At 68.1% G+C, this 19,981-nt stretch carries 19 protein-coding genes and 3 pseudogenes; 9 read left to right on the forward strand and 13 right to left on the reverse strand.

What is annotated here, in order from left to right:
• Positions 1 to 345: 345 nt before the first annotated feature.
• A pseudogene (locus ACWGH4_RS12150) lies at positions 346 to 460 on the reverse strand (ABC transporter ATP-binding protein); the annotation flags it as partial.
• 272 nt (positions 461 to 732) lie between these two features.
• On the opposite strand from ACWGH4_RS12150, the gene ACWGH4_RS12155 reads away from it, so the two are divergent.
• The 3 genes from ACWGH4_RS12155 (at position 733) to ACWGH4_RS12165 (ending at position 2,411) form a co-directional block, all read left to right on the forward strand.
• A complete protein-coding gene (locus ACWGH4_RS12155; protein WP_453459059.1) occupies positions 733 to 1,134 on the forward strand; it encodes a serine hydrolase domain-containing protein in 402 nt (133 codons plus the stop codon).
• Positions 1,077 to 1,829: a serine hydrolase domain-containing protein gene (locus ACWGH4_RS12160; RefSeq protein WP_453459062.1), complete on the forward strand. Its 753-nt coding sequence runs from the start codon at positions 1,077 to 1,079 to the stop codon at positions 1,827 to 1,829. Before ACWGH4_RS12155 ends, ACWGH4_RS12160 begins: the two co-directional genes overlap by 58 nt.
• A 159-nt stretch (positions 1,830 to 1,988) precedes the next feature.
• A complete protein-coding gene (locus tag ACWGH4_RS12165) occupies positions 1,989 to 2,411 on the forward strand; it encodes a hypothetical protein (RefSeq protein WP_453459024.1) in 423 nt (140 codons plus the stop codon).
• A gap of 68 nt (positions 2,412 to 2,479) precedes the next feature.
• On the opposite strand, the gene ACWGH4_RS12170 is transcribed toward ACWGH4_RS12165, so the two are convergent.
• Positions 2,480 to 4,015, reverse strand: coding sequence for an acyl-CoA carboxylase subunit beta (locus ACWGH4_RS12170; protein WP_453459065.1), 1,536 nt, complete (start codon positions 4,013 to 4,015; stop codon positions 2,480 to 2,482).
• 923 nt (positions 4,016 to 4,938) lie between these two features.
• Here ACWGH4_RS12170 and ACWGH4_RS12175 point away from each other — a divergent pair.
• Positions 4,939 to 5,394: a hypothetical protein gene (locus ACWGH4_RS12175; protein ID WP_453459027.1), complete on the forward strand. Its 456-nt coding sequence runs from the start codon at positions 4,939 to 4,941 to the stop codon at positions 5,392 to 5,394.
• 795 nt (positions 5,395 to 6,189) lie between these two features.
• Here ACWGH4_RS12175 and ACWGH4_RS12180 read toward each other — a convergent pair.
• Positions 6,190 to 7,344, reverse strand: a complete 1,155-nt coding sequence (locus ACWGH4_RS12180; protein WP_453459029.1) for a tyrosine-type recombinase/integrase — start codon at positions 7,342 to 7,344, stop codon at positions 6,190 to 6,192.
• Positions 7,345 to 7,394: 50 nt separating this feature from the next.
• Here ACWGH4_RS12180 and ACWGH4_RS12185 point away from each other — a divergent pair.
• Positions 7,395 to 7,484, forward strand: a pseudogene (locus tag ACWGH4_RS12185) (pirin); the annotation flags it as partial.
• 258 nt (positions 7,485 to 7,742) lie between these two features.
• Here the strand turns inward: ACWGH4_RS12185 and ACWGH4_RS12190 are convergent.
• The 4 genes from ACWGH4_RS12190 to ACWGH4_RS12205 are packed head-to-tail and all read right to left on the reverse strand — an operon-like array spanning position 7,743 to position 8,940.
• Positions 7,743 to 8,078: a DUF6233 domain-containing protein gene (locus tag ACWGH4_RS12190; RefSeq protein WP_453459032.1), complete on the reverse strand. Its 336-nt coding sequence runs from the start codon at positions 8,076 to 8,078 to the stop codon at positions 7,743 to 7,745.
• Between the two features lie 18 nt (positions 8,079 to 8,096).
• Positions 8,097 to 8,468 (reverse strand): hypothetical protein, encoded by a 372-nt coding sequence (locus tag ACWGH4_RS12195; protein ID WP_453459034.1) that lies wholly within the window; start codon positions 8,466 to 8,468, stop codon positions 8,097 to 8,099.
• Positions 8,469 to 8,492: 24 nt separating this feature from the next.
• On the reverse strand, positions 8,493 to 8,705 hold the full coding sequence (locus ACWGH4_RS12200) for a LexA family protein (RefSeq protein ID WP_453459036.1): 213 nt from the start codon (positions 8,703 to 8,705) through the stop codon (positions 8,493 to 8,495).
• Positions 8,698 to 8,940 carry a hypothetical protein gene (locus ACWGH4_RS12205; protein ID WP_453459068.1) on the reverse strand — a complete coding sequence of 81 codons (243 nt, stop codon included), beginning with the start codon at positions 8,938 to 8,940 and terminating at the stop codon, positions 8,698 to 8,700. The genes ACWGH4_RS12200 and ACWGH4_RS12205 overlap by 8 nt, the downstream gene beginning before the upstream one ends.
• Before the next feature lie 198 nt (positions 8,941 to 9,138).
• On the opposite strand from ACWGH4_RS12205, the gene ACWGH4_RS12210 reads away from it, so the two are divergent.
• Positions 9,139 to 9,444 (forward strand): hypothetical protein, encoded by a 306-nt coding sequence (locus ACWGH4_RS12210; protein ID WP_453459071.1) that lies wholly within the window; start codon positions 9,139 to 9,141, stop codon positions 9,442 to 9,444.
• 9 nt (positions 9,445 to 9,453) lie between these two features.
• Here the strand turns inward: ACWGH4_RS12210 and ACWGH4_RS12215 are convergent.
• Together ACWGH4_RS12215 and ACWGH4_RS12220 are read right to left on the reverse strand one after the other, a co-directional pair.
• A pseudogene (locus ACWGH4_RS12215) lies at positions 9,454 to 9,645 on the reverse strand (pentapeptide repeat-containing protein); the annotation flags it as partial.
• Between the two features lie 54 nt (positions 9,646 to 9,699).
• Positions 9,700 to 10,980 carry a low temperature requirement protein A gene (locus ACWGH4_RS12220; RefSeq protein ID WP_453459039.1) on the reverse strand — a complete coding sequence of 427 codons (1,281 nt, stop codon included), beginning with the start codon at positions 10,978 to 10,980 and terminating at the stop codon, positions 9,700 to 9,702.
• Positions 10,981 to 11,286: 306 nt separating this feature from the next.
• Between ACWGH4_RS12220 and ACWGH4_RS12225 the strand changes: the two genes are divergently transcribed.
• A complete protein-coding gene (locus tag ACWGH4_RS12225) occupies positions 11,287 to 11,793 on the forward strand; it encodes a DinB family protein (RefSeq protein WP_453459042.1) in 507 nt (168 codons plus the stop codon).
• 481 nt (positions 11,794 to 12,274) lie between these two features.
• Here the strand turns inward: ACWGH4_RS12225 and ACWGH4_RS12230 are convergent, their stop codons facing one another.
• From ACWGH4_RS12230 to ACWGH4_RS12240, 3 genes are all read right to left on the reverse strand, one after another.
• On the reverse strand, positions 12,275 to 12,889 hold the full coding sequence (locus tag ACWGH4_RS12230) for an FMN reductase (RefSeq protein WP_453459045.1): 615 nt from the start codon (positions 12,887 to 12,889) through the stop codon (positions 12,275 to 12,277).
• Complete coding sequence (locus tag ACWGH4_RS12235) at positions 12,886 to 13,983, reverse strand: LLM class flavin-dependent oxidoreductase (protein WP_453459048.1); 1,098 nt, start codon at positions 13,981 to 13,983, stop codon at positions 12,886 to 12,888. The genes ACWGH4_RS12230 and ACWGH4_RS12235 overlap by 4 nt, the downstream gene beginning before the upstream one ends.
• A gap of 151 nt (positions 13,984 to 14,134) precedes the next feature.
• Positions 14,135 to 14,971, reverse strand: coding sequence for an alpha/beta fold hydrolase (locus ACWGH4_RS12240; protein WP_453459050.1), 837 nt, complete (start codon positions 14,969 to 14,971; stop codon positions 14,135 to 14,137).
• A 427-nt stretch (positions 14,972 to 15,398) separates the two neighbouring features.
• Here ACWGH4_RS12240 and ACWGH4_RS12245 point away from each other — a divergent pair, with 427 nt between their 5' ends.
• Together ACWGH4_RS12245 and ACWGH4_RS12250 are read left to right on the forward strand one after the other, a co-directional pair.
• Positions 15,399 to 16,469, forward strand: a complete 1,071-nt coding sequence (locus tag ACWGH4_RS12245; protein WP_453459053.1) for an AraC-like ligand-binding domain-containing protein — start codon at positions 15,399 to 15,401, stop codon at positions 16,467 to 16,469.
• Between the two features lie 148 nt (positions 16,470 to 16,617).
• Positions 16,618 to 17,613: an alpha/beta hydrolase fold domain-containing protein gene (locus ACWGH4_RS12250; RefSeq protein ID WP_441262223.1), complete on the forward strand. Its 996-nt coding sequence runs from the start codon at positions 16,618 to 16,620 to the stop codon at positions 17,611 to 17,613.
• Positions 17,614 to 17,624: 11 nt separating this feature from the next.
• Here ACWGH4_RS12250 and ACWGH4_RS12255 read toward each other — a convergent pair whose 3' ends face one another.
• Positions 17,625 to 19,883, reverse strand: coding sequence for an NB-ARC domain-containing protein (locus ACWGH4_RS12255; protein WP_453459056.1), 2,259 nt, complete (start codon positions 19,881 to 19,883; stop codon positions 17,625 to 17,627).
• Positions 19,884 to 19,981: the final 98 nt, after the last annotated feature.

The following is a 19,981-nucleotide window of genomic DNA, read 5'->3' on the forward strand; positions in this document are numbered from 1 at the left end:
GCCAAGCGGCGCCGGGCCCGCTCGGCGCCGCTTGGCCAGCTGGGACCACACCGGCCTGAACGAGGACGCCTTCGTCGGGCGAGACCGCCGTCCTGGCCGACCTCGAAGGCCCCGGGTCCTCAAGGGGACCGGCGGGAACCGGAGCTGACAGCCCCGGTGGGGCGGCACAAAAGAACGGTGGCGGCCGGCGTACCCACCCATTCCACCCGAGGGGGTGCTGGCCGCCCGCTGTTGTGGGCGGTGGTCCTACGGGTGGCCGCCCCGCTGCGCGACGTCCACGGGGCTCAGGAACGTGAGGACGGACTCCGTCTCGTTGATCGACTGCTGCAGACTTGCATTGAAAAGCCACGGGAACAGCCGTGGCTGCTGGAACGCCACACCGGCCGCCCCGCCGGGACGCGCAGCGTTGCCGGACACCCGCACCGAGCCGTGGACCGGGCTGCTCGAACCCGGCGATCAGCGCGCCCGGCCGTACCGGTGGGTGACGTGGCCGAGCCGATTGGATTCGGCACGCAGGAGGTCCACGCCGTTCGGTGGTGTTGGTGGTCGAGGTCGCCGAGCACCTCGCGGTCCGCGATCAACGGCACGCTGAGATAGGAGTGGGCGTTCGGCGCCGGCCAGGAGCGCGGTGGCATCGGCGACACGGCCGATCCGCCGCAGCCGGTCGCCGACGTGCGGTGACGAAGCGGCGACGCATTCGACCATCTCTAGGAGGAGTCTGCGGTGGCGATTGTGACGAGGACTGACGGCTTCGATCCGACTTCCCTGGAGGAGGCTGTCTCGGGAGCGGCGGATAGGACGGGATTTTCCGGCACGGTCCGTGTCACGAGGCACGGGGAGCCGGTGTTCACCCGGGTGTTCGGGATGGCCTCACGCCGGTGGTCCGTACCCAACACGCACGACACGCGATTTCGGGTGGCGTCGGTGTCCAAGACGTTCACAGCAGTGGCCGTCCTCCAACTCGTCGAGCGGAAGCGAGTACGCCTGGACGACGCCCTGGTGAACTTCGTGAAGGACCATGTGCCGGAGCTCGATCGGCGTGTCACGGTCCATCACGCGCTTACGAGACGTCGGGCATCGGCGACTGGTTCGAGGAGAGCAGCGACGACTGGGAGGCCGAATGGACGGCCCTGACCTCCTCCCACCCGCTCTACCTCCTGCGGGACAACAAGGACTACGTACCGCTGTTCGCCGAGAAGCAGGCCCACTTTCCTCCCGGGGAACGCCATCTCTACAACGGCGCCGGCTATATCCTGCTCGGCCTGCTGATTGAATCGGTGACTGGCCGCTCCTTCGAAGAGGTCATCGCGGATGACGTCTTCACCCCTGCTGGAATGAGTGCGTCCGGATTTCCGGCCCTGGACGACCTGGGGCCGGACATCGCCGCGGGGTACCTCGCCACAGCTGACAGCGCAACGCCGTACCGGACCAAGCACTACGCGACCACCCCTCGAGCCGCCGCTGACGGAGGGGCTGCGTGTACCGCCGCAGATCTGACGGCCTTCGCCCACGCACTACGCCACGGGCGGCTGCTGGACGAGGAGACCACGCGCTTGGCCCTGACCCCCCAGGTCGACGAGCGGGACGAGAAGGTCCGCGGCTACCGATGGATGTACGGCTTCGGCCTCACCCACATCCTCGATGACGAAGGGACCGTCGTCCGCTGGGGCCACACGGGCGAGGAGGACGGGGTCAGTGCCCGTCTCTACCACTACCCGCTGCAGGACCTGGACGTCGCCGTGCTCGGTAACATCAGCTGGTGCGCGGGCGACATGGGGTGGGCCGTCCACGACGTCCTCGTCGGCAACCAGGACAACCGCGTGCCGTAGCGACGCCGAGCAGCCGGCTCAACGGTCCGCGGGCCTGGCGGCTCCCGGTGCGGCACGCGGACCCGGAGGTGGCTGTCGCCGGCCGGGACGTCCGCGGCGTCTGTCCTACGCGGAACTGGTCCGCCTGCTGATCGCTCAGGTCCTGCTGAACCGCCAGGCGTGGGCCGGGGCGAAAACCTCCAGAACTGCGGCGGTGCCGCCGTCGGCGACGACACTGTCTTCCTGGGAGGCACCGACAGGGTCGGTGCGTACGACCTGGGCACGGGCAAGCTGGTCTGGGGCGTCAAGTCCGAGGACACTACCCTCCATCCCCTGCGCGCGGAGGGCGGTGAGTCGGGTGCGCTCGTCTACGAGGCGGCATCGCCGAGCCGCCCGGGCGGGATCGTCCGGCTCGGCAAGGGCGGCGCGGACACGAAGCGGCAAGTGCTGCGGCACCCCGCATCGGCCCGTGCCACGGAAGCGGGAATACTCGCCGGCCGCGTGGCCTGGACGAACGACCGGATCGTCATCACCCCGTCCGTCGTATACGGCGATGACGCCAGGTCTCAGGCCCGCATGCTGTCGTTCGGCCCGGAGCGCTGAACCGCCGACAGGGCCGCCGTGCGAGCTCGTCTGCCGCCGGAAGCGGCAGACGACGGCGATCCGGACTCTCACATCGGCACGTTGCCGTGTTTGCGGGACGGCATGCTGGCTCGCTTGGTTCGGAGTACGGTGAATGAACGAATTAGTATCTCGCGGGTCTCTGCGGGGTCAATGACGTCATTCACCAGACCACGCTGAGCCGCGTAGTAGGGGTGCATCATCTCGCGCTTGTACTTCTTGACCAGGTCGTCGCGTGCGGCAACGGGGTCGTCTGCCTCGCCTATCTGCGTACGGAAGATGACATCGACAGCGCCCTCGGGGCCCATCACGGCCATCTCGTTGGTGGGCCATGCGAAAGAGAGGTCGGCGCCGATGGACCGGGAGTCCATGACGACGTAGGCACTGCCATAGGCCTTGCGAAGGACTAGCTGGATGCGCGGCACGGTGGCGTTGCAGTAGGTGTACAGCAACTTGGCGGTGTGCCGAATGATGCCGCCGTGCTCCTGATCGAGACCAGGCAGGAATCCGGGAGCGTCAACCATGGTGACCAAGGGGATGTTGAATGAGTCGCAAAACTGTACGAAGCGAGCGGCTTTCTCTGTTGCCTCAGTGTCCAGTACGCCCGCCAACCTGCATGGCTGGTTGGCGACAATGCCAACCACATGACCATCGAGACGGCTCAAGGCGCAGACGACGTTGGCTGCCCACCGTTCCTGGACTTCCATGAATTCGCCATCGTCGACGATCTCCTCGATGACTTTGCGCACATCGTACGAGCGGTAGCTGTCGGCCGGCACGAGTTCCAGCAACGCCTCACAACGGCGGTCCGGACGATCAGTACCCGACACAGCCGGCGGCGCATCCTGGCTGTTGGAGGGCAGCAGGGACAGCAGTCGGCGCACGTCCTTCAGGCAGGTCGGTTCGTCGTCATAGACGAAGGCTGCCGTACCGGAAACTTCAGCGTGAACGTCGGCGCCACCAAGGCCCTCTGGGGAGGTGTCCTCACCGGTGACAGCTCTAACCACATCCGGCCCGCTGATGAACATCTGAGAGACACAGCGGACCACAAAGACGAAGTCAGTGAGCGCCGGGGAGCACGCGGCGCCGCCTGCAGATGGGCCCAAAACCACGCTGATCAGTGGAATTACGCCTGAAGCTTGTGCGTTGCGGCGGAAGATTCCGCCGTAGCCCGCAAGGGCAGTCAAGCCCTCCTGGATGCGGGCTCCGCCCCCGTCATTGAGGGATATCAGCGGCGCACCGGCTGATACCGCCATGTCCATGAGCTCGTGGATCTTAGCGGCATGCGACTCCCCCTGCGCACCACCGAAGAGGCGGAAGTCGTGGCCGTACACGAAGACCGTTCGGCCATCGACAGTGCCCCAGCCGGTGACTACCCCGTCGGCGAAGTGGGCCTCACCCCGCAAGCCGGGGGCATGGGGTTGACGCAGAGGATTGACCTCGGTGAACGACCCCGCGTCGAGAAGTAGACCGATGCGCTCCCGAACCGTCAGCTTCCCTAAGTTGTGCTGCCGCAGCGTTGCCGAATCGGGGACGTCTGAGATTCGATCTTTGATACCACGTAGGTCTGGCACCTGGCCTCGGATGTCGACCGTGCTGGCCTCTTCGTCTGTCGTCGACGCCGTCTCAGATGGAACTTGTCGACTGCTGTCCGGGACGTTCTCCGTGGCTGGGTGTCTGCGTGCCGGCTCATTGGAAGACGGTCCGTCACGGCGCGCCCCGCCTCCTTCCGGGCCAGGATGGTCAGAGGCAGAGCGCTTACGTTGGACTCGCAGAAATTCAAGCTTCTGCCAGCGAGATCTCCACTCTCGGAGCCGTGGGTCGTCCCGGTGAACAGGCCGATCATTGGGATCACCGAAGGCCAGCAGGGTGCCCACCAAGGCGATGAGGAAGTCCAGCCGTGGGAGCCGCTTTCCGTTCAGGGCCTCACTGACTGCCGAGGCGGACAGAGGTCGTCCCTTCGGGGCAAGGGCCTCGATCTGCCGATAAGAGGGGTTGCCGTGCTCGATACGCAGGAGAGTCAGATCAGTGGCAAACGATGCCAATGCATCCGCAAACCCCTCGTGCGGCGGCTCATCGCTCCCACTTCCCTGTGCCATGCCCATCCCCCGACTCTTCGGTCCTACAACGCAGAAAGCTGCCCAAGACCGAACCCCCACGAACAACTCCGGACAACACCGATGTTCGGCCGAACCACGCGAGTGTACGTCGCTGTTCCGCGTTGATCGGCTTGCTGCGAGGTTGTTCGTCCCGTAGGGGCGTTGGCCTCGATACCCGGTGAGCTGGAGGCATGGACAACGTAGAGAACACCACAGTCAGTCCAACGGTCACTGACACAGCCCCGACTCCCACGCTGCGCGAGCGAGTCGTCGACCTGCTCGCTCTGCTCGCCCTTCTCGCGGGGGCCTGCGCCGTCTTCGCTCTTGCAGGGGCTGAGGCGTTCGCGGTGGTAACCAGCGTGGGAATGGGGCTGTTTTCCACCTGGCGTGCGCGCCGGTAGCGGCGACACATGGACAGGGCGAAAGCTGCGGGCCGACCGCTCAGCTGCCCATCAGGTGGCAGCACCGGCAGCAAGGCCGGCGCTGCCACTGCCACCCCCACCATCGCCAAAGACGACAGCAAGCCCGCGATGAAGGCGGACGACACCCCCAGCAGCAAGGCCGCCAGGGACGAGACCGGCAACCTGCCTGACATGGTCGGCAAGGGCCTCCAGTCCGCCCAGGACCAATCCCAGGAAGCCGGCTTCTACAGACTCACCTCCCACGACGCCTTGGGCCGTGACCGAATCCAGGCTCTCGACCGGAACTGGAAGGTCTGTTCCCAGACCCCGAAGCCCGGCAGCTGCTCCACCAGCGCGAAGGTCGACTTCGGCGCGGTGAAACTGGACGAGGACTGTCGGCCAAAGATGTGGTGGAGCAGCCGAAATCCGGGGCTTCGATGCCCAACTTCATTGGCAGGTCTATGAAGACGGCGCGCGGGGCGCTGGACAGCTCCACCAGCATCACGGTTGTCGACGCCTCAGGACAGGACCGCATCGTTCTCGTGGAATCCAACTGACAGGTCTGCTCTCAGAACCCGAAGGCCGGCGCGAAACTCGACGGGCAGCCGGTGTCCTTCGAGGTGGTGAAGTTCGAGGAGTCCTGCTAGCCCCTCCGAAATCACGACTCCGCCCCGTTACGTCACTGGGGCAATGGCAGTGGCGAACACGGATTCCTGCACCTGGCGGCCCATCAGGTTCCGGTATCGAATCTTGTAGTCGTGGGGGCACTTCGACCACTTGGCCCTTGAGTGATCGCAGGACTTGAGAAGGATCCCATCCCTCGTGCCGGGGTCCGTGCTGTCGTCATGCCAGTCTGCTTTCGTTGTTCGTGCCTGCGTCTCCTGTGGTGGTGGACTACGCCTCACGCAGTTGCTGCTGCCTGGTCCACGCCTCGACCTCGGACACCTTGAACTGAAACTTGGCATTGCGACCTGTGCCGAACTTGTAAGGAGTCATGCCCCGTCGTGCGGATTCGCGATAGTCCCCTACCACTGACAAGTTGAGGTGCTCCGCGAGTTCCTTCGCGGTCATGAACTGGGTTGGCATGGCTGTCCCTCGTCATCTCGGCCGTTATCGACAGATCCATGATCTGCGAGATCGCCGGTTTGGCTAACCGGCGATCACCGGTTATGTAGGGTCGGGCTGCACGGGCGAGGGCAGGCGCTACCTTCGGTTTCCTTGCGGAGAGAAGCCATACGAGAACACGAGGTCGGTTTCCTGCTACGCAACCAGTCCTGTGTCGAGGAGTTTGGCCGCAGTGCCGATCGAGCCGGGCATGAGGTGCCGGTAGATCTTGAAGGTGATGTCGATGCTGTTGTGCCCCATCCATTCGGCGACATCGGTGATCGGAATGCCGTGGCTGAGGCAGTTCGAGGCGAAGAAGTGGCGGAGGCTGTAGATGACCATGCCTTCGGGTATGTCGAGTTCACCCCGCCTTTTGAGTCGCTGCCACTGGTTCTGCAGAAGGTACGGCTGGAAAGGGATGCTGGGGTTCTTGGGGTGGCGAAGGAGGTAGCCGTCTGATGTGCCGTACTTGTCGGAGTACCACTCGATCGTGCGTTTCGTGCGCGCCGGCAGAGGCACGTCGCGGTACTCGCCGGCCTTGCAGTGCTTGAGCCTGTCGTACGTCTTGGTGCTCTGGTTCACCTGCTCGGTGATGCGGTAGACGTCGTCGGCCACGATGTTGTTGACGTTGACAGCCGCGGCCTCGCCGTTGCGCATTCCGCAGCCGCTCATCAGGTCGACCATGAGCAGGAAGGTGTGGTCGCCAGCGATACGCACGCTCTGGAGCTGTTCGGGTGAGGGGATGACGGCGCGCTTGGGGTCGTACTGAGGGGGCCTGACGCCCAGGAGGGGGTTGTCCTCGAAGTGGCCCAGGCGATGTGCATCAAGGAGTATCGACTTCAGCTTGTCGTACGCGTTCGATTGTGCTGCCAGCCCTACTCCGTTGCGTTCCATGGTGCGGATGAAGCCGTCCACCACCTTGTGGTCGAACGTGCCCATCCGACGGCTTCCCAAGGCGGGAAAGACGTGGTGCTGGAGAAGCGAATCGAGGTGGCTGATCGAGGCTGCGGCGAGATGGCGCTGGCCGGCCTTCCACTCCGCGGTGTACTCCCGGAACCGCATGTTCCCGTACTTCTCGACGCGTTGGCTCTTCGCCTGCTTCCGGGGAGCGGCCTTCTTCGCCTTGTAGACACTGGTCAATCGGTCGATCGCCGAGTCCTGGGTCTCGAAGCCGGACTCCTCGACCTGCCTCCCGCTCGCGCTCCGGTAGCGGATCTTGTAGAGGTGCTGGCACTTCGCCCACCGTGAGGGGGCGTGCTCGCAGTCCTTGAAGAACTTGCCCATTCCTCGCGGGAGCGTCTTGGCCGCCATGTTCCTGGGACTGCTGGGATTCCAATACTGACGTTTTGCTGACCGTCAGCTTCGGTGAGGTGAAGGGCTACGACGGCCCTCCGCTGCCGGCCCCGGAGCTGCCTGCGACGTCGCTGAAGGCGCGGGGGAGGGCGCGATGAGCTCGGGCGATCACCCGAACCGGCGTCGGGCGGAGCTGGCGTCCAGGGTAGCGAAAGCGGGCATGTTGATCACTCCGATACGCGAGAAGCATCGAGCCGCTTCAGATCTGATTGCGTTGAATCAGGCATACGCCTTGAAACGGAACGAGTACCGCTTCCACGTCAAGGGCGTGGTGGTCGCCGGACGCCACAGCCAGAGAGCCCCCTCGCCTCTCCATGACCTGATCGGCTCCCGGCAGGGGACGGTCGGCTGCCCTGTCAGTCCAAGAGGTGCAGTGCGGTGTCCGGTCGGCAGTGGGCGCAGGCTTCCACTCCGTCGGTCAGGGCACGGATGGCTTGGGCGCGGTCGATGGGGTGCTGCCGTTTGCCGGCCATGTGACAGCCGCCGACGTGCACGTAGAGCGGTTCGCGGCGCTGTCCTATCCCGGTCTCGATGACCCAGTCGGGCACGGGCGGGCGGACGGCGGCGCCGTGCGCGTGCTCGCGCTGCCGCTGCTCGAGGAAGCTGATCCGCTCACGGACCCGGTCGAGGCTGAGGGTGAGCCAGTGCTCCAGGGTGCGCAGTCTCGGAAGGTCGGGCGGAAGGTCGGACATGACGGTCGCCGGGTGGGTTCAGGCGGCCCGGGCGACATCGACCGCGGGCGTCGGGGACGGGCGGGTGACCGCCTTCAGTGCGCTGCGAGCCTCCTGCACCCGCTGCTCCTCGAGCGTCGCCCAGTACGAGTGGGTGGTGATCCGGATGGACAGGTCGGTGCACTCCATCCTCAGCCGCTTCACCGTCTGCTTCTGCTCTTCGCTCCAGCCGGGGCTGTCCTCGCGGCCGCCGGTGACCTCACCGGTGTGCGGGTGCTCGGTGCCGGGCCATCCGGGCATCGGCTCCACACTCCACGGCAGGGTGCGGCACAGCGCGGCCAGCTCAGCCGTCGCCTGATGCAGACGGACCTGCGCGGCACGCAGATCCTCCGGGAACTGTCTCTCAGCCATGACAAACCTCCTGCTCGATCATGTTCAGCACGCCAGCCAGGCCCGCCGACGGGCCTCACCCCGGCGCTGGACCGCCCCCACCGCCTCGAGCCGCTCCAGCTGGTACAGCACGCTCGAAGGCGACGAAAGCCCGACACCGGCAGCGATCTCCCGCAGCGACGGCGCCTCGCCGTTCACGGCCACGTAGGTGCGCATCCAGCGCAGGATGCGCACCTGCCGCTCGGTGAAGTCATCCATGCCGCCCCGCCTCCTTGCCCTCGCGGCGGCGCGCCTGGTGGCGCAGCTCCGCCCACCCGGTGCTGGGCCGGTTCGTGCCCAGATGCGGGTCGGTGAAGATCCGCGCCGACAACTGCAGCAGGCGTCGGCGCAGCTCCGCCGCGCCGTGGGGGCGCGGCTCGGCGAGCGCCCGGTAGACGCGGTCCCACTCACGCTGGACCTGCATCAAGTCATCGGGGAACGTCGATCGCGCCATACCCGCAGTAAAACACGTGTTCGATTTACTGCGCACGCCGGACACACCCGGCGCGGCGGCAGGCATATGAGTGTCCTGTGCCGGCGAAGGCTGGTCGATGTCACCAAGTCCGAGCCTCAGCAGGTACATGCCAGGGAAGTTTGAGGAGCTCCTGGCACGGCTTGACCGTCCGAGAGCCGCGAGGCCATCTCGGTGTAAGTGCCGACGGTGGTCAGGTCCTGGCCGCTGCTGCGGAACACCACCGAGTTGATGACCACCCGCAGCGACTTTTCGAACCGCTCGCTCGTCCGCCGCTTCGGGAGTGTCTTGCGCGGTGTCCAGCGCACCGGCCACCAGCCGCGCCGCCGTATCCCGGAGGGGGTGGTGGCCAGGACGCACCGTCCCTCCAACCGCAACTGGTCGAGGTGGACGGTCCCGGCGAAGCGGCACTCGGGTCACAGCGACCTCGAACACCGCCTCGGACAGGCTCAGTTCTCCTGCGCACAGGAGCGGTCCGACCGCTGAAGCGTGTCCGAAGACCGCTCTGTCGAACCCCGCGTCGCCGCGGAACTTCGCCCCGGAGAACCCTGCGTCGTCGGCGAACTCCGCCCCGCTGAACGAGACTTTGCCGAGGCGGGCCGGTCTGTCGCGGGGTCGCGCATTCGGCCGAGAAGCTAGTTCAGCAGCTCCGCGCTCAACAGGGTGCCACGGTGGTCGAGATCGCAAGGACGGCGCCCAGCTCCGCCCCGCCGGCGTCCTGTCCAGGAGACGGTGCCCGGCCTACTGCGTACCGAGTGCTTCCAGCATGTGCTGTTGGTGCCGGTGGCCGATCGTCTCGTAGCCGATCACAGTGACGAACGGCGCGAGCATGACCACGAGCAGACACACCGCGATGGCCACGCCGACGGCGGCCAGCAGGACAGCGGCGAGCAGCACGGCGAGGGTGAGGGAGATCAGGAGCAGGTGGAAGGGGTCTGCCGCGGACAGCAGGAGCGTGTGCAGCAGATAGACCATGAGGAGGTAGAGGCCGACCGGAAGGGCCAGTGCGAGGACGACGGCCGTGCCGGAGATCTTGGCATGGTGCTCCATGTACAGGCCCGCCACGTGCAGGCCCGCGCCGGCTCCGGCGATGCCGATGAACAGGGGGATGTGGCCGTAGCCGAAGAGGTACCCGCGGCCGCGGCGGTGAGCCAGGATGTCGCCGAACGGCGTCATGAAGTACATCCACCACATGCCGAAGGTCAGGCCCACGCCGGCGATGACGACGGCGATCGAGTTCCAGGTCCAGTGCGTGCCGTCGCCGCCGCCCAGGAGGTCGCCGGAGGAGGCGACGGTGCCGACGACGCCCTCGCCGAGCGTGATGATCGCGAAGAGTCCGTACCGTTCGGCGACGTGGTGCGGGTGCCAGGGCGTGCCGCCCGCGGAGCGCTGCGTGAGGACCGGCAGGACGAGTTCGAGGGCGCCCAGGGCGCCGAACGCCACGAAGACGGCGGCGATCGGCAGATGGACGAAGGCCACGACGATCCAGCCGGCCTGGACGATCACCGTCCAGCGGATGTTGGCCATGCCGACGTCGTGGAACGACGGGGACTGCCGGGCGGCGCGCCACCACTGGAGCACCATCGCGATCCGCATCACGACGTAGCCGATGACCATGGCGCGCAGTTCGAGGTGACCCCCCTCCTCGACGGAGTGGAACATCGCGGGCAGGCCCAGCGAGAACACGACGACGCCCATCATCTGCACCATCGTCAAGGCCCGGTAGAGCCAGTCGTCGGTGGCGAAGGCAGAGGCGAACCAGCTGAAGCTGATCCAGGCGACGCTGATCGCGAACATCGCCATGACGAACGCGACCACCGCCTGCCCGGCATGCCCTTCGGCGACCATCTCGGCGAACTGGAACGCCGCCGTGCCGACCGCGACCACGAAGGTCAGGTCGAACAGCAACTCCAGTGGTGAGGAGACCCGCCCGTGCTCTTCCGGGTCACGGCCGGTCATCGGAACCAGCCGTCGCGACAGGGCATGCCCGCCGGGCCTGCTGGTGCGCTGGGGATCGCTCATGCGCACCATCATTTCCGACATATCCGCTCAGTGCGCTCGCGCACCACGGAACGAGCACACCCGGCTCCATGGGTGGAGAGCACTGGGCGTGACCGGCCGCGAGCTGATCCGAGCTCCGACCGGAGGCCGAGGCCTGTGCCGCGCGCTGGTGTCACGAACGGCCAGGGCCTGTCCGGCGGAACATGCCGGGCTGCCCGCCGGCACTGAATCGCTGTCGCGACCCGCAGGACAAGGAGCTTGGTGGGGCAGCTTGGCCCGGCGTTAAATGCCTCGACATGGTCGCGGTGGTCGGGGACGCTTCACGCGATGACAAGAATCGACGACACGCCGCCCGCGTGGGACGAGCGCACCCAGCTCACCACGTTCCTCGACTACGCACGTGACACCGCCCGCGCCAAGTGTGATGGCATCTCTGCGGAGAACGCCCACAAGGCGCTCCTGCCGGGCTCACCGCTGATGACCATGAGCGGAGTGATCAACCACCTTCGCTGGGTCGAGTACTACTGGTTCCAGGTGGTCTTCCTCGGCGAGGAAGACAGGGGCCCCTGGACCGAGGAGGACCCCGACCGCGAGATGCGTATCGCCGTCGACTTCCCGCTCACGCAGTTGCTCGACGAATACGCCGAACAGAGCGCCCACTACCGCGAACTGGTCGCCGGGAACGACCTGGACAAGAAGGCCCAGCGAGCCGTCCGCGACGGTCTCCATGTCGACCTGCGCTGGATCCTCCTTCACCTCACCGAGGAGACGGCCCGCCACAACGGCCACCTGGACATCTTGCGCGAGATGCTCGACGGCACGACTGGCGACTAGATCCGGCAGAGAGCACGGCCGGAGCCGGAGCCGGAGCCGGAGCCGGATCGAGGCGACGGTGACGGTGACGGTGACGTGGAAGGTGTGGCCGCCCTGTTCGGCCGCGCGATCAGGTCCGGCTGCAATGCGGCGAACTTCTCCATGGGCGGCGAGTCCCACTCGTCGTCGTAGAACGTGGCGTCCAGGTGCGTGACCGGGGCGTCGAGAATCCTGCCCAGCTCGCGTGCCAGGTACGACTTGCCGCTGCTCCGCAGCCGACCGGGGGAGAGGACCCCAGCCGGCCCCTGAACCCTGCGAGTACGCAGGGAGTGTGATCGGAGCCCCGCCACGAGCGATGCCGGACGCCCCGCGATGAACGCCGGTTCCGTGTCCCTCCCGCCGGACCGGCGCCCTCGCGTCGTCGGACCCTCGGGAAGGGGCCATGTCGTCGATCCTTCACGCTCAAGCACGGCGCATTCGCTCAGGTGCAGAACCCCCGGCCTCAGTCGAAGCGCAGGTCGGCGAGTTGCCGCTCGAGGGCGGCGTCGTCGTCCGCGGGCTCGGCCCGGGGCGGGCGGGCCGCCATGAGGGCGGCCAGCTCGCCGCCCGCCCGCCGGACGCGTGCGGGCAGGCCGTCGGTGTACTCGTCTCCCCCTGACCCCCAGTCCTCGGACGCCGCGTACACCGCGGTGGGAACGACGGCGGCGCGCAAATAGGCGAAGAGCGGGCGCAGGGCGTGCTCCAGGACCAGGGAGTGACGAGCGGTACCGCCCGTCGCCGCGACCAGGACCGGCTGCCCGGTAAGGGCGTCGGGGGCGATCACATCGAAGAAGGACTTGAACAGCCCGCGGTAGGAGGCCGTGAACACCGGAGTCACGGCGATCAGGCCGTCGGCTGCCGTCACCGCGTCGATCGCGGTGGCCAGTCGCGGCGGTGCGAAGCCGGTCACGAAATGATTGGCGACGTCGCCGGCAAGTGCCCGCAATTCGACGACCTCGATCGACACGATGTGGCCCTGGTCGGCGAGATCGTCGCGGGCCGCCTCGGACAGCCGGTCGGCGAGCAGACGGGTGGAGGAGGGCGTGCTCAGCCCCGCGGAGACGACGGTCAGCTTCACGCGGCGCTCACTCCCGGCCGCCTCGCGGCGGAGGAGACCCGAGCCGCGTGCGTCGGCGCGTCGGGCACGTCGGCCGGCCGTCCGTATCCGAACTCCTTGCGCAACACGGGTACGACCTCTTCGCCGAGGATGTCGAGCTGTTCCAGGACGGTTTTCAGGGGCAGCCCCGCATGGTCCATCAGGAAGAGCTGGCGCTGGTAGTCGCCGACGGTCTCCCGGAAGGAGAGGGTCCGCTCGATGACCTGCTGGGGCGAGCCAACCGTCAGCGGGGTCTGCTCGGTGAAGTCCTCCAGGGACGGGCCGTGGCCGTAGACGGGCGCGTTGTCGAAGTACGGGCGGAACTCCCTTACGGCGTCCTGCGAGTTCTTCCGCATGAAGACCTGGCCGCCGAGGCCCACGACGGCGTCCTCCGGACGGCCGTGGCCGTGGTGCGCGTACCGCCGCCGGTACAGCTGGACCATGCGCCGGGTGTGCTCGGCCGGCCAGAAGATGTTGTTGTGGAAGAAGCCGTCGCCGTAGAAGGCGGCCTGCTCCGCGATCTCCGGAGACCTGATGGATCCGTGCCAGACGAACGGCGGGACGCCGTCCAGCGGCCGGGGTGTCGAGGTGAAGGCCTGCAGGGGCGTGCGGAACGTACCTTCCCAGTCCACGACGTCCTCGCGCCACAGCCGGCGCAGCAGCGCGTAGTTCTCCTTGGCGAGGTTGATGCCCTGACGGATGTCCTGTCCGAACCACGGGTACACCGGGCCGGTGTTCCCGCGCCCCAGCATGAGGTCGACCCGGCCGTCGGCCAGGTGCTGGAGCGTCGCGTAGTCCTCCGCGATCTTCACCGGGTCGTTGGTGGTGATCAGTGTCGTGGCGGTGGACAGGATCAGCTTCTCGGTGCGGGCGGCGATGTGGCCGAGCAGGGTGGTCGGGGACGACGGGACGAACGGCGGGTTGTGGTGCTCGCCGGTCGCGAAGACGTCCAGGCCGACCTCCTCGGCCTTGAGCGCGATGGCAATCATCGCCTTGATGCGCTCGTGTTCCGACGGAGTACGGCCGTCGGTGGGGTCGGGGGTCACGTCCCCGACGGTGAATATGCCGAACTGCATGGGGTCCCTGTTCTCCTGGTCCTGTCTGGATCCTGCGGTCGTGGGCCGTGGAAGGCCGGGTGACGCCGGGTTCCGGCCCCACCCACCGCGGCAGCTGAGCCGGTTCCCCGGGGCGGTGTGCTCACCCTCGTGTGAACCGGCGGGTAGGGCGTCACTTCGCCAAGAAGTCGAGCAGAGCGGTGCTGACCTCCTCCGCGTGAGTCCACAGCAGGCCGTGCGGAGCGCCCTCGATCTCGACGTAGTCGGCCGACGGGAGCGCCTTGTGGAAGGGGCGCGCGGTGCCCTCGGCCGGCAGGATGCGGTCGGCGGTGCCGTGCAGGATCAGGGCCGGGACGTCGACGGCGGGGATGTCGGCGCGGAAGTCCGTGTACCAGGTCGACGGAGCGGCGGATGCGGCGAAGGAGCCGCCGCGGGCCGCGGTGTTCCAGCTGTTGCGGACGGCTTCCTCGCTGATCCGGGTGCCCAGGTTCTCGTCGAGGTTGTAGAAGTCGTTGAAGAAGGCGGTGTAGTAGGCGTAGCGGTCGGCCTTCACCGCGGCGACGACTCCCTCGAAGAACTCCTTCGGAGCCACGCCGTCCGGGTTGTCGTCGCTCTTGAGCAGGCAGGGCTCCAGCGAGGCCAGGAAGGCGACCTTGGCGACGCGGCCGGAGCCGTACGTGGACACGTAGCGGGCGACCTCGCCGGTGCCCATGGAGAAGCCGACGAGGACGGCGTCGTTCAGGTCGAGGGTCTCCATCACGGTGTTCAGGTCGGCGGCGAAGGTGTCGTAGTCGTAGCCGGTGGTCGGCTGCGAGGACTGCCCGAAGCCGCGGCGGTCGTACGTGATCACGCGGTATCCGGCGTCGAGCAGCGCGGCGCTCTGTCGCTCCCAGGAGTGGCCGTCGAGCGGGAAGCCGTGGATGAGGACGACCGGCTGCCCGGCGCCGTGGTCCTCGTAGTAGAGGTCGACGGGGGTGGTGTTCTCCTGGCCCACGGTGATGTACGGCATGGGGTGACTCCTCGATTCGAAGGGACGCTCCGCGCCTCGGTGCGGGTACGGAACGCCGCCACGCTACGGTCGCGGAAGCGCCGCCTGTTGTCGCACAACGCACTGCGTCTTGCTCATGAGCGCAGCGTTCTGCCCGCCCGGGAGCAGATCGAGTCGGACGGCGCAGCACGCCGGACGTGCCCGTCGGCTCCCGCGATTCCTGCCTGTGGTTCTGCCTGGAGACAGAAACGGCCTGCTGCTTGGCTGTTCGGTGCGGGCGGGAACCCGGGCCCCGCCGAAGCGGTCCGGTTGCGCTCCAGCGAGGTCGCTGCCCGTACGACGAGCCGTCCGGCCCTGACGGGCACCGGCCGCCGCCTTCCGGGGAGGCGCAGCGTCCTGTTCCCGCCCGTCGCAGCCCCGGAGTCACTTCCCTTGAGCGGAGAGCACTTTGAGCTTCGTGTTGACGACCGCCTCCGTGCCGGACCGGGACAAGGTCGCGTACTGGAACGATGCGGTGAGCAGGACGCTGGTGCCGATGACGGTCGCCCCCCGGGGCGACGGGCCGTTCGACGGCCGGATCGCCACCGACCGCCTCGGATATCTCCAGGTTTCCACCATGGAGGCCGACGCGGAGCGGGTCAGCCGCACGCCGGCGCTGATCGCCAGGTCGTCCGAGGCGCTGGTGGCGGTCGGTGTCCAGATATCCGGCACGGCCACCTTCGTCCAGGACGGTCGGCGGGCCGAGGTGGGTGAGGGTGACCTGGTGGTGTACGACACGACCCGGCCGTACTCCTTCGACTATCCGCAGCGGTTCGCCACGCACGTCTTCCAACTACCGCGCCGCACGCTGGGCGTGTCGGACAGCGACATCCGGCAGGTCACAGGCAACGCCATCGGCACCGGGGACGGCTTCGGCGCGATGCTGCTCCCGTTCCTGGCCACCCTGGCCTCCTCCTCGGCCGACGGCTACCCACCGGCCGTCGCCGACCGGTTGGCCGGCAATGTCGTCGACCTGTTCGCCACCCTGATTGCGGAGCGGGCCCACCCGGGCGGCACGGACGCGGACGCACGGAGTCATCTGATGCTGCGCGTCCGGGACCACATCAACCGGAACCTGGGCGACCCGGACCTGACACCGGAGCAGATCGCCCGGACGCACCGGATCTCCGTCCGGTACCTGCACCGGCTGTTCGAGGGCGAGGGGACCACCGTCGGCGGGCTCATCCGGCAACGGCGTCTGGAGGAGTGCGGCCGTGAACTGGCCCGCCGCGGCAGGACAGCCCCCACCGTGTCCGCCGTGTCCCAGAGGTGGGGCTTCGTCAACCCTGCCCACTTCAGCCGGGCGTTCCGCGCCGCCTACGGTGTGTCTCCCCGTGAGTGGCGCGACCTGCGCACCGCCCACGACGACGGCGGGTGGTCCCCGGCTGTCACCACGGCGCCCTCGACCGTCCCGAAGGCCGCCGCCGATGTCCACGGCACCGACCGGCAGGGGGCTGACCGCATGCCGTCCAGCGGGTAAGGTCCCCGCTCGGAGCCGCGCCGGCGCCCTGTGCCTGCGGCGGCGGTGCCTCGGCCCGACAGCCGCCGCACCGCCTTCCGCCGCTCGGCCAAGGGCCGGTGATCCGAACCACCCTTTCGCTTCAGGCCCTCTCGGCAGGAGACCGTGTGTGACCACCTTCGTCCCTTCGTCCGCTCGGCGCCCGGTCCTGGACCACCCCACCCGAGCATTCGTGGCTCGGCACACCTGCCCACCGTCGGCGCACGACCCGGACCTGGAACAGGCCCGTCTGAACCTTGCGCGTCTCCAGGAGAAGGACGCTCCCGACCCTCTCGACGAAGAAGCCACTTCCACGGACTGGCTCGCACTGCCGGGCGGGCCGACCGGTCACGTACGGGTGCAGGTGGTCAGGCCCGCCGACAGCGTCGGCGAGATCCCCGTCGTGCTGTTCCTGCACGGACTGGGCTGGGCGCTGGGCGATGCCGACACCCATGAACGTCTGGTGCGCGCGTTCGCCCTCGGCACGGACGCGGCCGTGGTCTTCGTCGAGTACGAGCGCGCCCCGGAGGCGCAGTATCCGGTCGCCGTCGAGCAGTGCTACGCGGTCGCGAAGTGGATTTGCGAGCGAGGCGGCGAAATCGGCCTGGACGGAAGCCGGATGGCCGCCGTGGGCGACTCGGCCGGCGGCAATCTGGTGGCAGCGCTGACCCTGCTCGCCAAGGAGCGCGGAGGGGTGCGGCTGCTGCAGCAGGTGCTGCTCTGCCCGGTCACCGACGCCGACTTCGACACCCCCTCGTACCAGGAGTTCGCCAAGGGATACTTCCTGGGCCGCGAGACCATGCGCTGGTTCTGGGACCAGTACCTGCCCGACGTACGGCAGCGCAGCCAGGCCACCGCGTCACCGCTGCGGGCCTCCCTGGAGCAGCTCACCGGGCTCCCTCCGGCGCTGGTGGTCACCAGCGAGGCCGACGTGGTACGCGACGAGGGTGAGGCCTACGCGGCGAAGCTCCGTGCGGCCGGCGTTGCGGTGGTCTCCATGCGCTACCACGGGACGATCCACGACTTCATGGTGCTCGATCCGCTGCGCGACACGGACGCCGCCCACGCCGCCCTTGTCCAGGCCCTCGACACCGTGCACGTCGCCCTGCACCGGCACCGTGGCTGAGCCCTCCGGGCTCATTCCGCGGGAAGCGTGTCCAGGAGCTTCTGTGCGGCCTCCAGCTCCTTGTCGTCGGCCGCTTCACCGAGGGCGAGGACCTGGCGTAGGAAGGAGCGGGCTTCCTCGGTTTCTCCCAGTTCGATCAGTGCCTCTCCCAGATGCAGTAGCTGTTCGGCCTCCCTGTGAAATATGCCGATGCGACTCGACTGGACCTGGGCACTGCGAAAGTGGCCGGCGGCCTCCCGCCACCGCCCCAGCGCGGTGCAGTCGAGACCGAGTGCCTGAGTCGCGTGGGCACGGAGGATGTCGGCGACGTGCCCGTTCACCGGACAGTCGGGCGCATCGAGGAAGGCGATGACGCGCTGGTGCTGGGTCAGGGCTTCCTCGGCACGGCCGAGCAGACGCAGGGAGCTTCCGTAGAAGCGCATGGCCTGAGGCCACACCTCGTAATAACCGGCGCCTTCCGACAGGTCGATGGCGGCAAGAGATCTGTCCGCAACCATCTGGGCATCGCCGAGCATCCGGTGCGCGCTCGCCGCATGCACCAGTGCCGAAGCCTGCTGGTGAACGTCCTGTGCGCGGCGGGCGTGTTCCAGCGCTCTTTCGGCCCGTTCGATGGCCTCGCGGTAGCGTTGCTCGCAGGAGTTCAGGGCCCAGGAGTGGCAGTTGAGGTGGAAGGCCTGCATGTACGGGTCGTCGAGCGCGGTGGCGGCCTCGGCGGCCAAGCGGAAGACTTCGGACCAGTGTCCCCAGTGGACCCACAGGTCGCAGAACCATTCCATGGCATAGGCGGTCTCCACGACCTGGGTGTGCTCACCCCTGTGGGCGGCGGCGCGCAGCGCGGCGAGCCATGAGGGGGCTTCGCTCTGGAGCCAGGCACGGGCCTCCTCGGCACTCTCCAGCGGGACCAGGCCATGCCAGGAGGCCGGCGGCGCCCCGTACTTGGGCTTGTACCAGCGGCCGGCGACAACGGCCGTCTCCAGCAGCCAGGTGCGCAGCCGGTCGTCGGCTGCTTCCCGCTCGCCGGGTTCCTCCTCGCGCGACAGCCGGTCGCGGGCGAACAGCCGGAGCAGGTCGTGCAGTTGATAGCGGCCGGTGAAGGTGGCCTGCAGCAGTCCGGCCTCGACCAGCTCCTCCATCACGTCCTCGGCCTCGAAGACGCCGGTCGCCGTCAGAGCGGCGCCGTAGGCAGCGGTCATGTCCGGCCCGGGAACCAGACTCAGCAGCCGCAGCATCCGTGCTGCGTGGGCGGTCAGTTGACGGTAGGACAGTTCGAATGCCGCCTCCACGCGCACGTCGCCGGCGGTGAGCGCGCCCAGTCGGCGTTCCTCGTCGGCCAGGCGCCGGGCCAGATGGTCGACGGTCCATCCGGAACGGACGGTCAGCCAGTTTCCCGCCACCCGCAAGGCCAACGGCAGACGCCCGCACAACTCCGCAACCCGCGCCACCGCCTCGGCTTCCGCGTCCGCCCGATCCTCGCCCAGGATCCGGCGCAGCAGATCGACCGCCTCTTCCTGCGCCATCTCCGACAGCGCCAGGCGGCCGACATCCTCCAGCCCGGTCAGCGGCCGCCGACTGGTGACCAGCACCAGACTTCCCCCGCCCGTGGGCAGCAGCGCACGGACCTGCCCCTCGTCGCGGGCGTTGTCCAGGACCACCAGGCACCGGCGGTCACCGAGCAGCGCCCGCAGCAGCCCCGCGCGACCCTGTGAATCCTCATGCGCCAGCCGGCGGTCCGACACGCCAAGGGCCTTCAGCAGCTTCAGCAGCGCCTCGCCCGTGTCCACGGGGCCGTCCACCCCGTGCAGGTCCACCACGAAACACCCGTCGGGGAACTCCTCCGCCAGGTCCGCTGCCGCCTGCAGCGCCAGCGTCGTCTTCCCGCACCCCGGAGGACCCGAGACGACCCACACCGAGAACTCCTCGCCGGCACGTGCCGCTTGCGCCGCCTCCCGCAGGAGCGCCAGCTGCGGTGCGCGCCCCGTGAAGTCCCCCACCGATCGTGGCGGCACGGCCGTCCCCGCCACCGCCACCGCGCGCGTGGGACGCGCCGCCCGCGCCACGGCCAGCAGCGCCTCCCGATTCGCGTCCGCGAGCCCCAGCCCCTCCGCCAGCGCCACCACCGTGCGCCGCTGCGGAACCCGACTGCGCCCCCGCTCCATGTCGCCGATGGCCCGGACACTCACGCCCGACGCCTCGGCCAACTCCTCCATCGTCAAACGGCCTCGCTGCCGCAGATCACGCAGAACGACTCCGAACGACTTCTCCCCGTACACAACCCCTCTTTCCTCCCCCGAGGAAGAATACGGTGTGCATGTCAGGGCAAAGCCGCAGGGTAGCGACACAAACCACCGTGCCGAGCCCACCCCGAAAG

Source organism: Streptomyces sp. NPDC054847, from assembly GCF_053610925.1.

What these genes read in the sequence shown, in the direction of transcription:
- ACWGH4_RS12175 (WP_453459027.1), top strand. Translation starts at nt 4,939, where the DNA reads ATGGACAGGGCGAAAGCTGCGGGCCGACCGCTCAGCTGCCCATCAGGT.
- ACWGH4_RS12180 (WP_453459029.1), bottom strand. Translation starts at nt 7,344, where the DNA reads ATGGCGGCCAAGACGCTCCCGCGAGGAATGGGCAAGTTCTTCAAGGAC.
- ACWGH4_RS12190 (WP_453459032.1), bottom strand. Translation starts at nt 8,078, where the DNA reads ATGTCCGACCTTCCGCCCGACCTTCCGAGACTGCGCACCCTGGAGCAC.
- ACWGH4_RS12195 (WP_453459034.1), bottom strand. Translation starts at nt 8,468, where the DNA reads ATGGCTGAGAGACAGTTCCCGGAGGATCTGCGTGCCGCGCAGGTCCGT.
- ACWGH4_RS12200 (WP_453459036.1), bottom strand. Translation starts at nt 8,705, where the DNA reads ATGGATGACTTCACCGAGCGGCAGGTGCGCATCCTGCGCTGGATGCGC.
- ACWGH4_RS12205 (WP_453459068.1), bottom strand. Translation starts at nt 8,940, where the DNA reads ATGGCGCGATCGACGTTCCCCGATGACTTGATGCAGGTCCAGCGTGAG.
- ACWGH4_RS12220 (WP_453459039.1), bottom strand. Translation starts at nt 10,980, where the DNA reads ATGAGCGATCCCCAGCGCACCAGCAGGCCCGGCGGGCATGCCCTGTCG.
- ACWGH4_RS12225 (WP_453459042.1), top strand. Translation starts at nt 11,287, where the DNA reads ATGACAAGAATCGACGACACGCCGCCCGCGTGGGACGAGCGCACCCAG.
- ACWGH4_RS12235 (WP_453459048.1), bottom strand. Translation starts at nt 13,983, where the DNA reads ATGCAGTTCGGCATATTCACCGTCGGGGACGTGACCCCCGACCCCACC.
- ACWGH4_RS12240 (WP_453459050.1), bottom strand. Translation starts at nt 14,971, where the DNA reads ATGCCGTACATCACCGTGGGCCAGGAGAACACCACCCCCGTCGACCTC.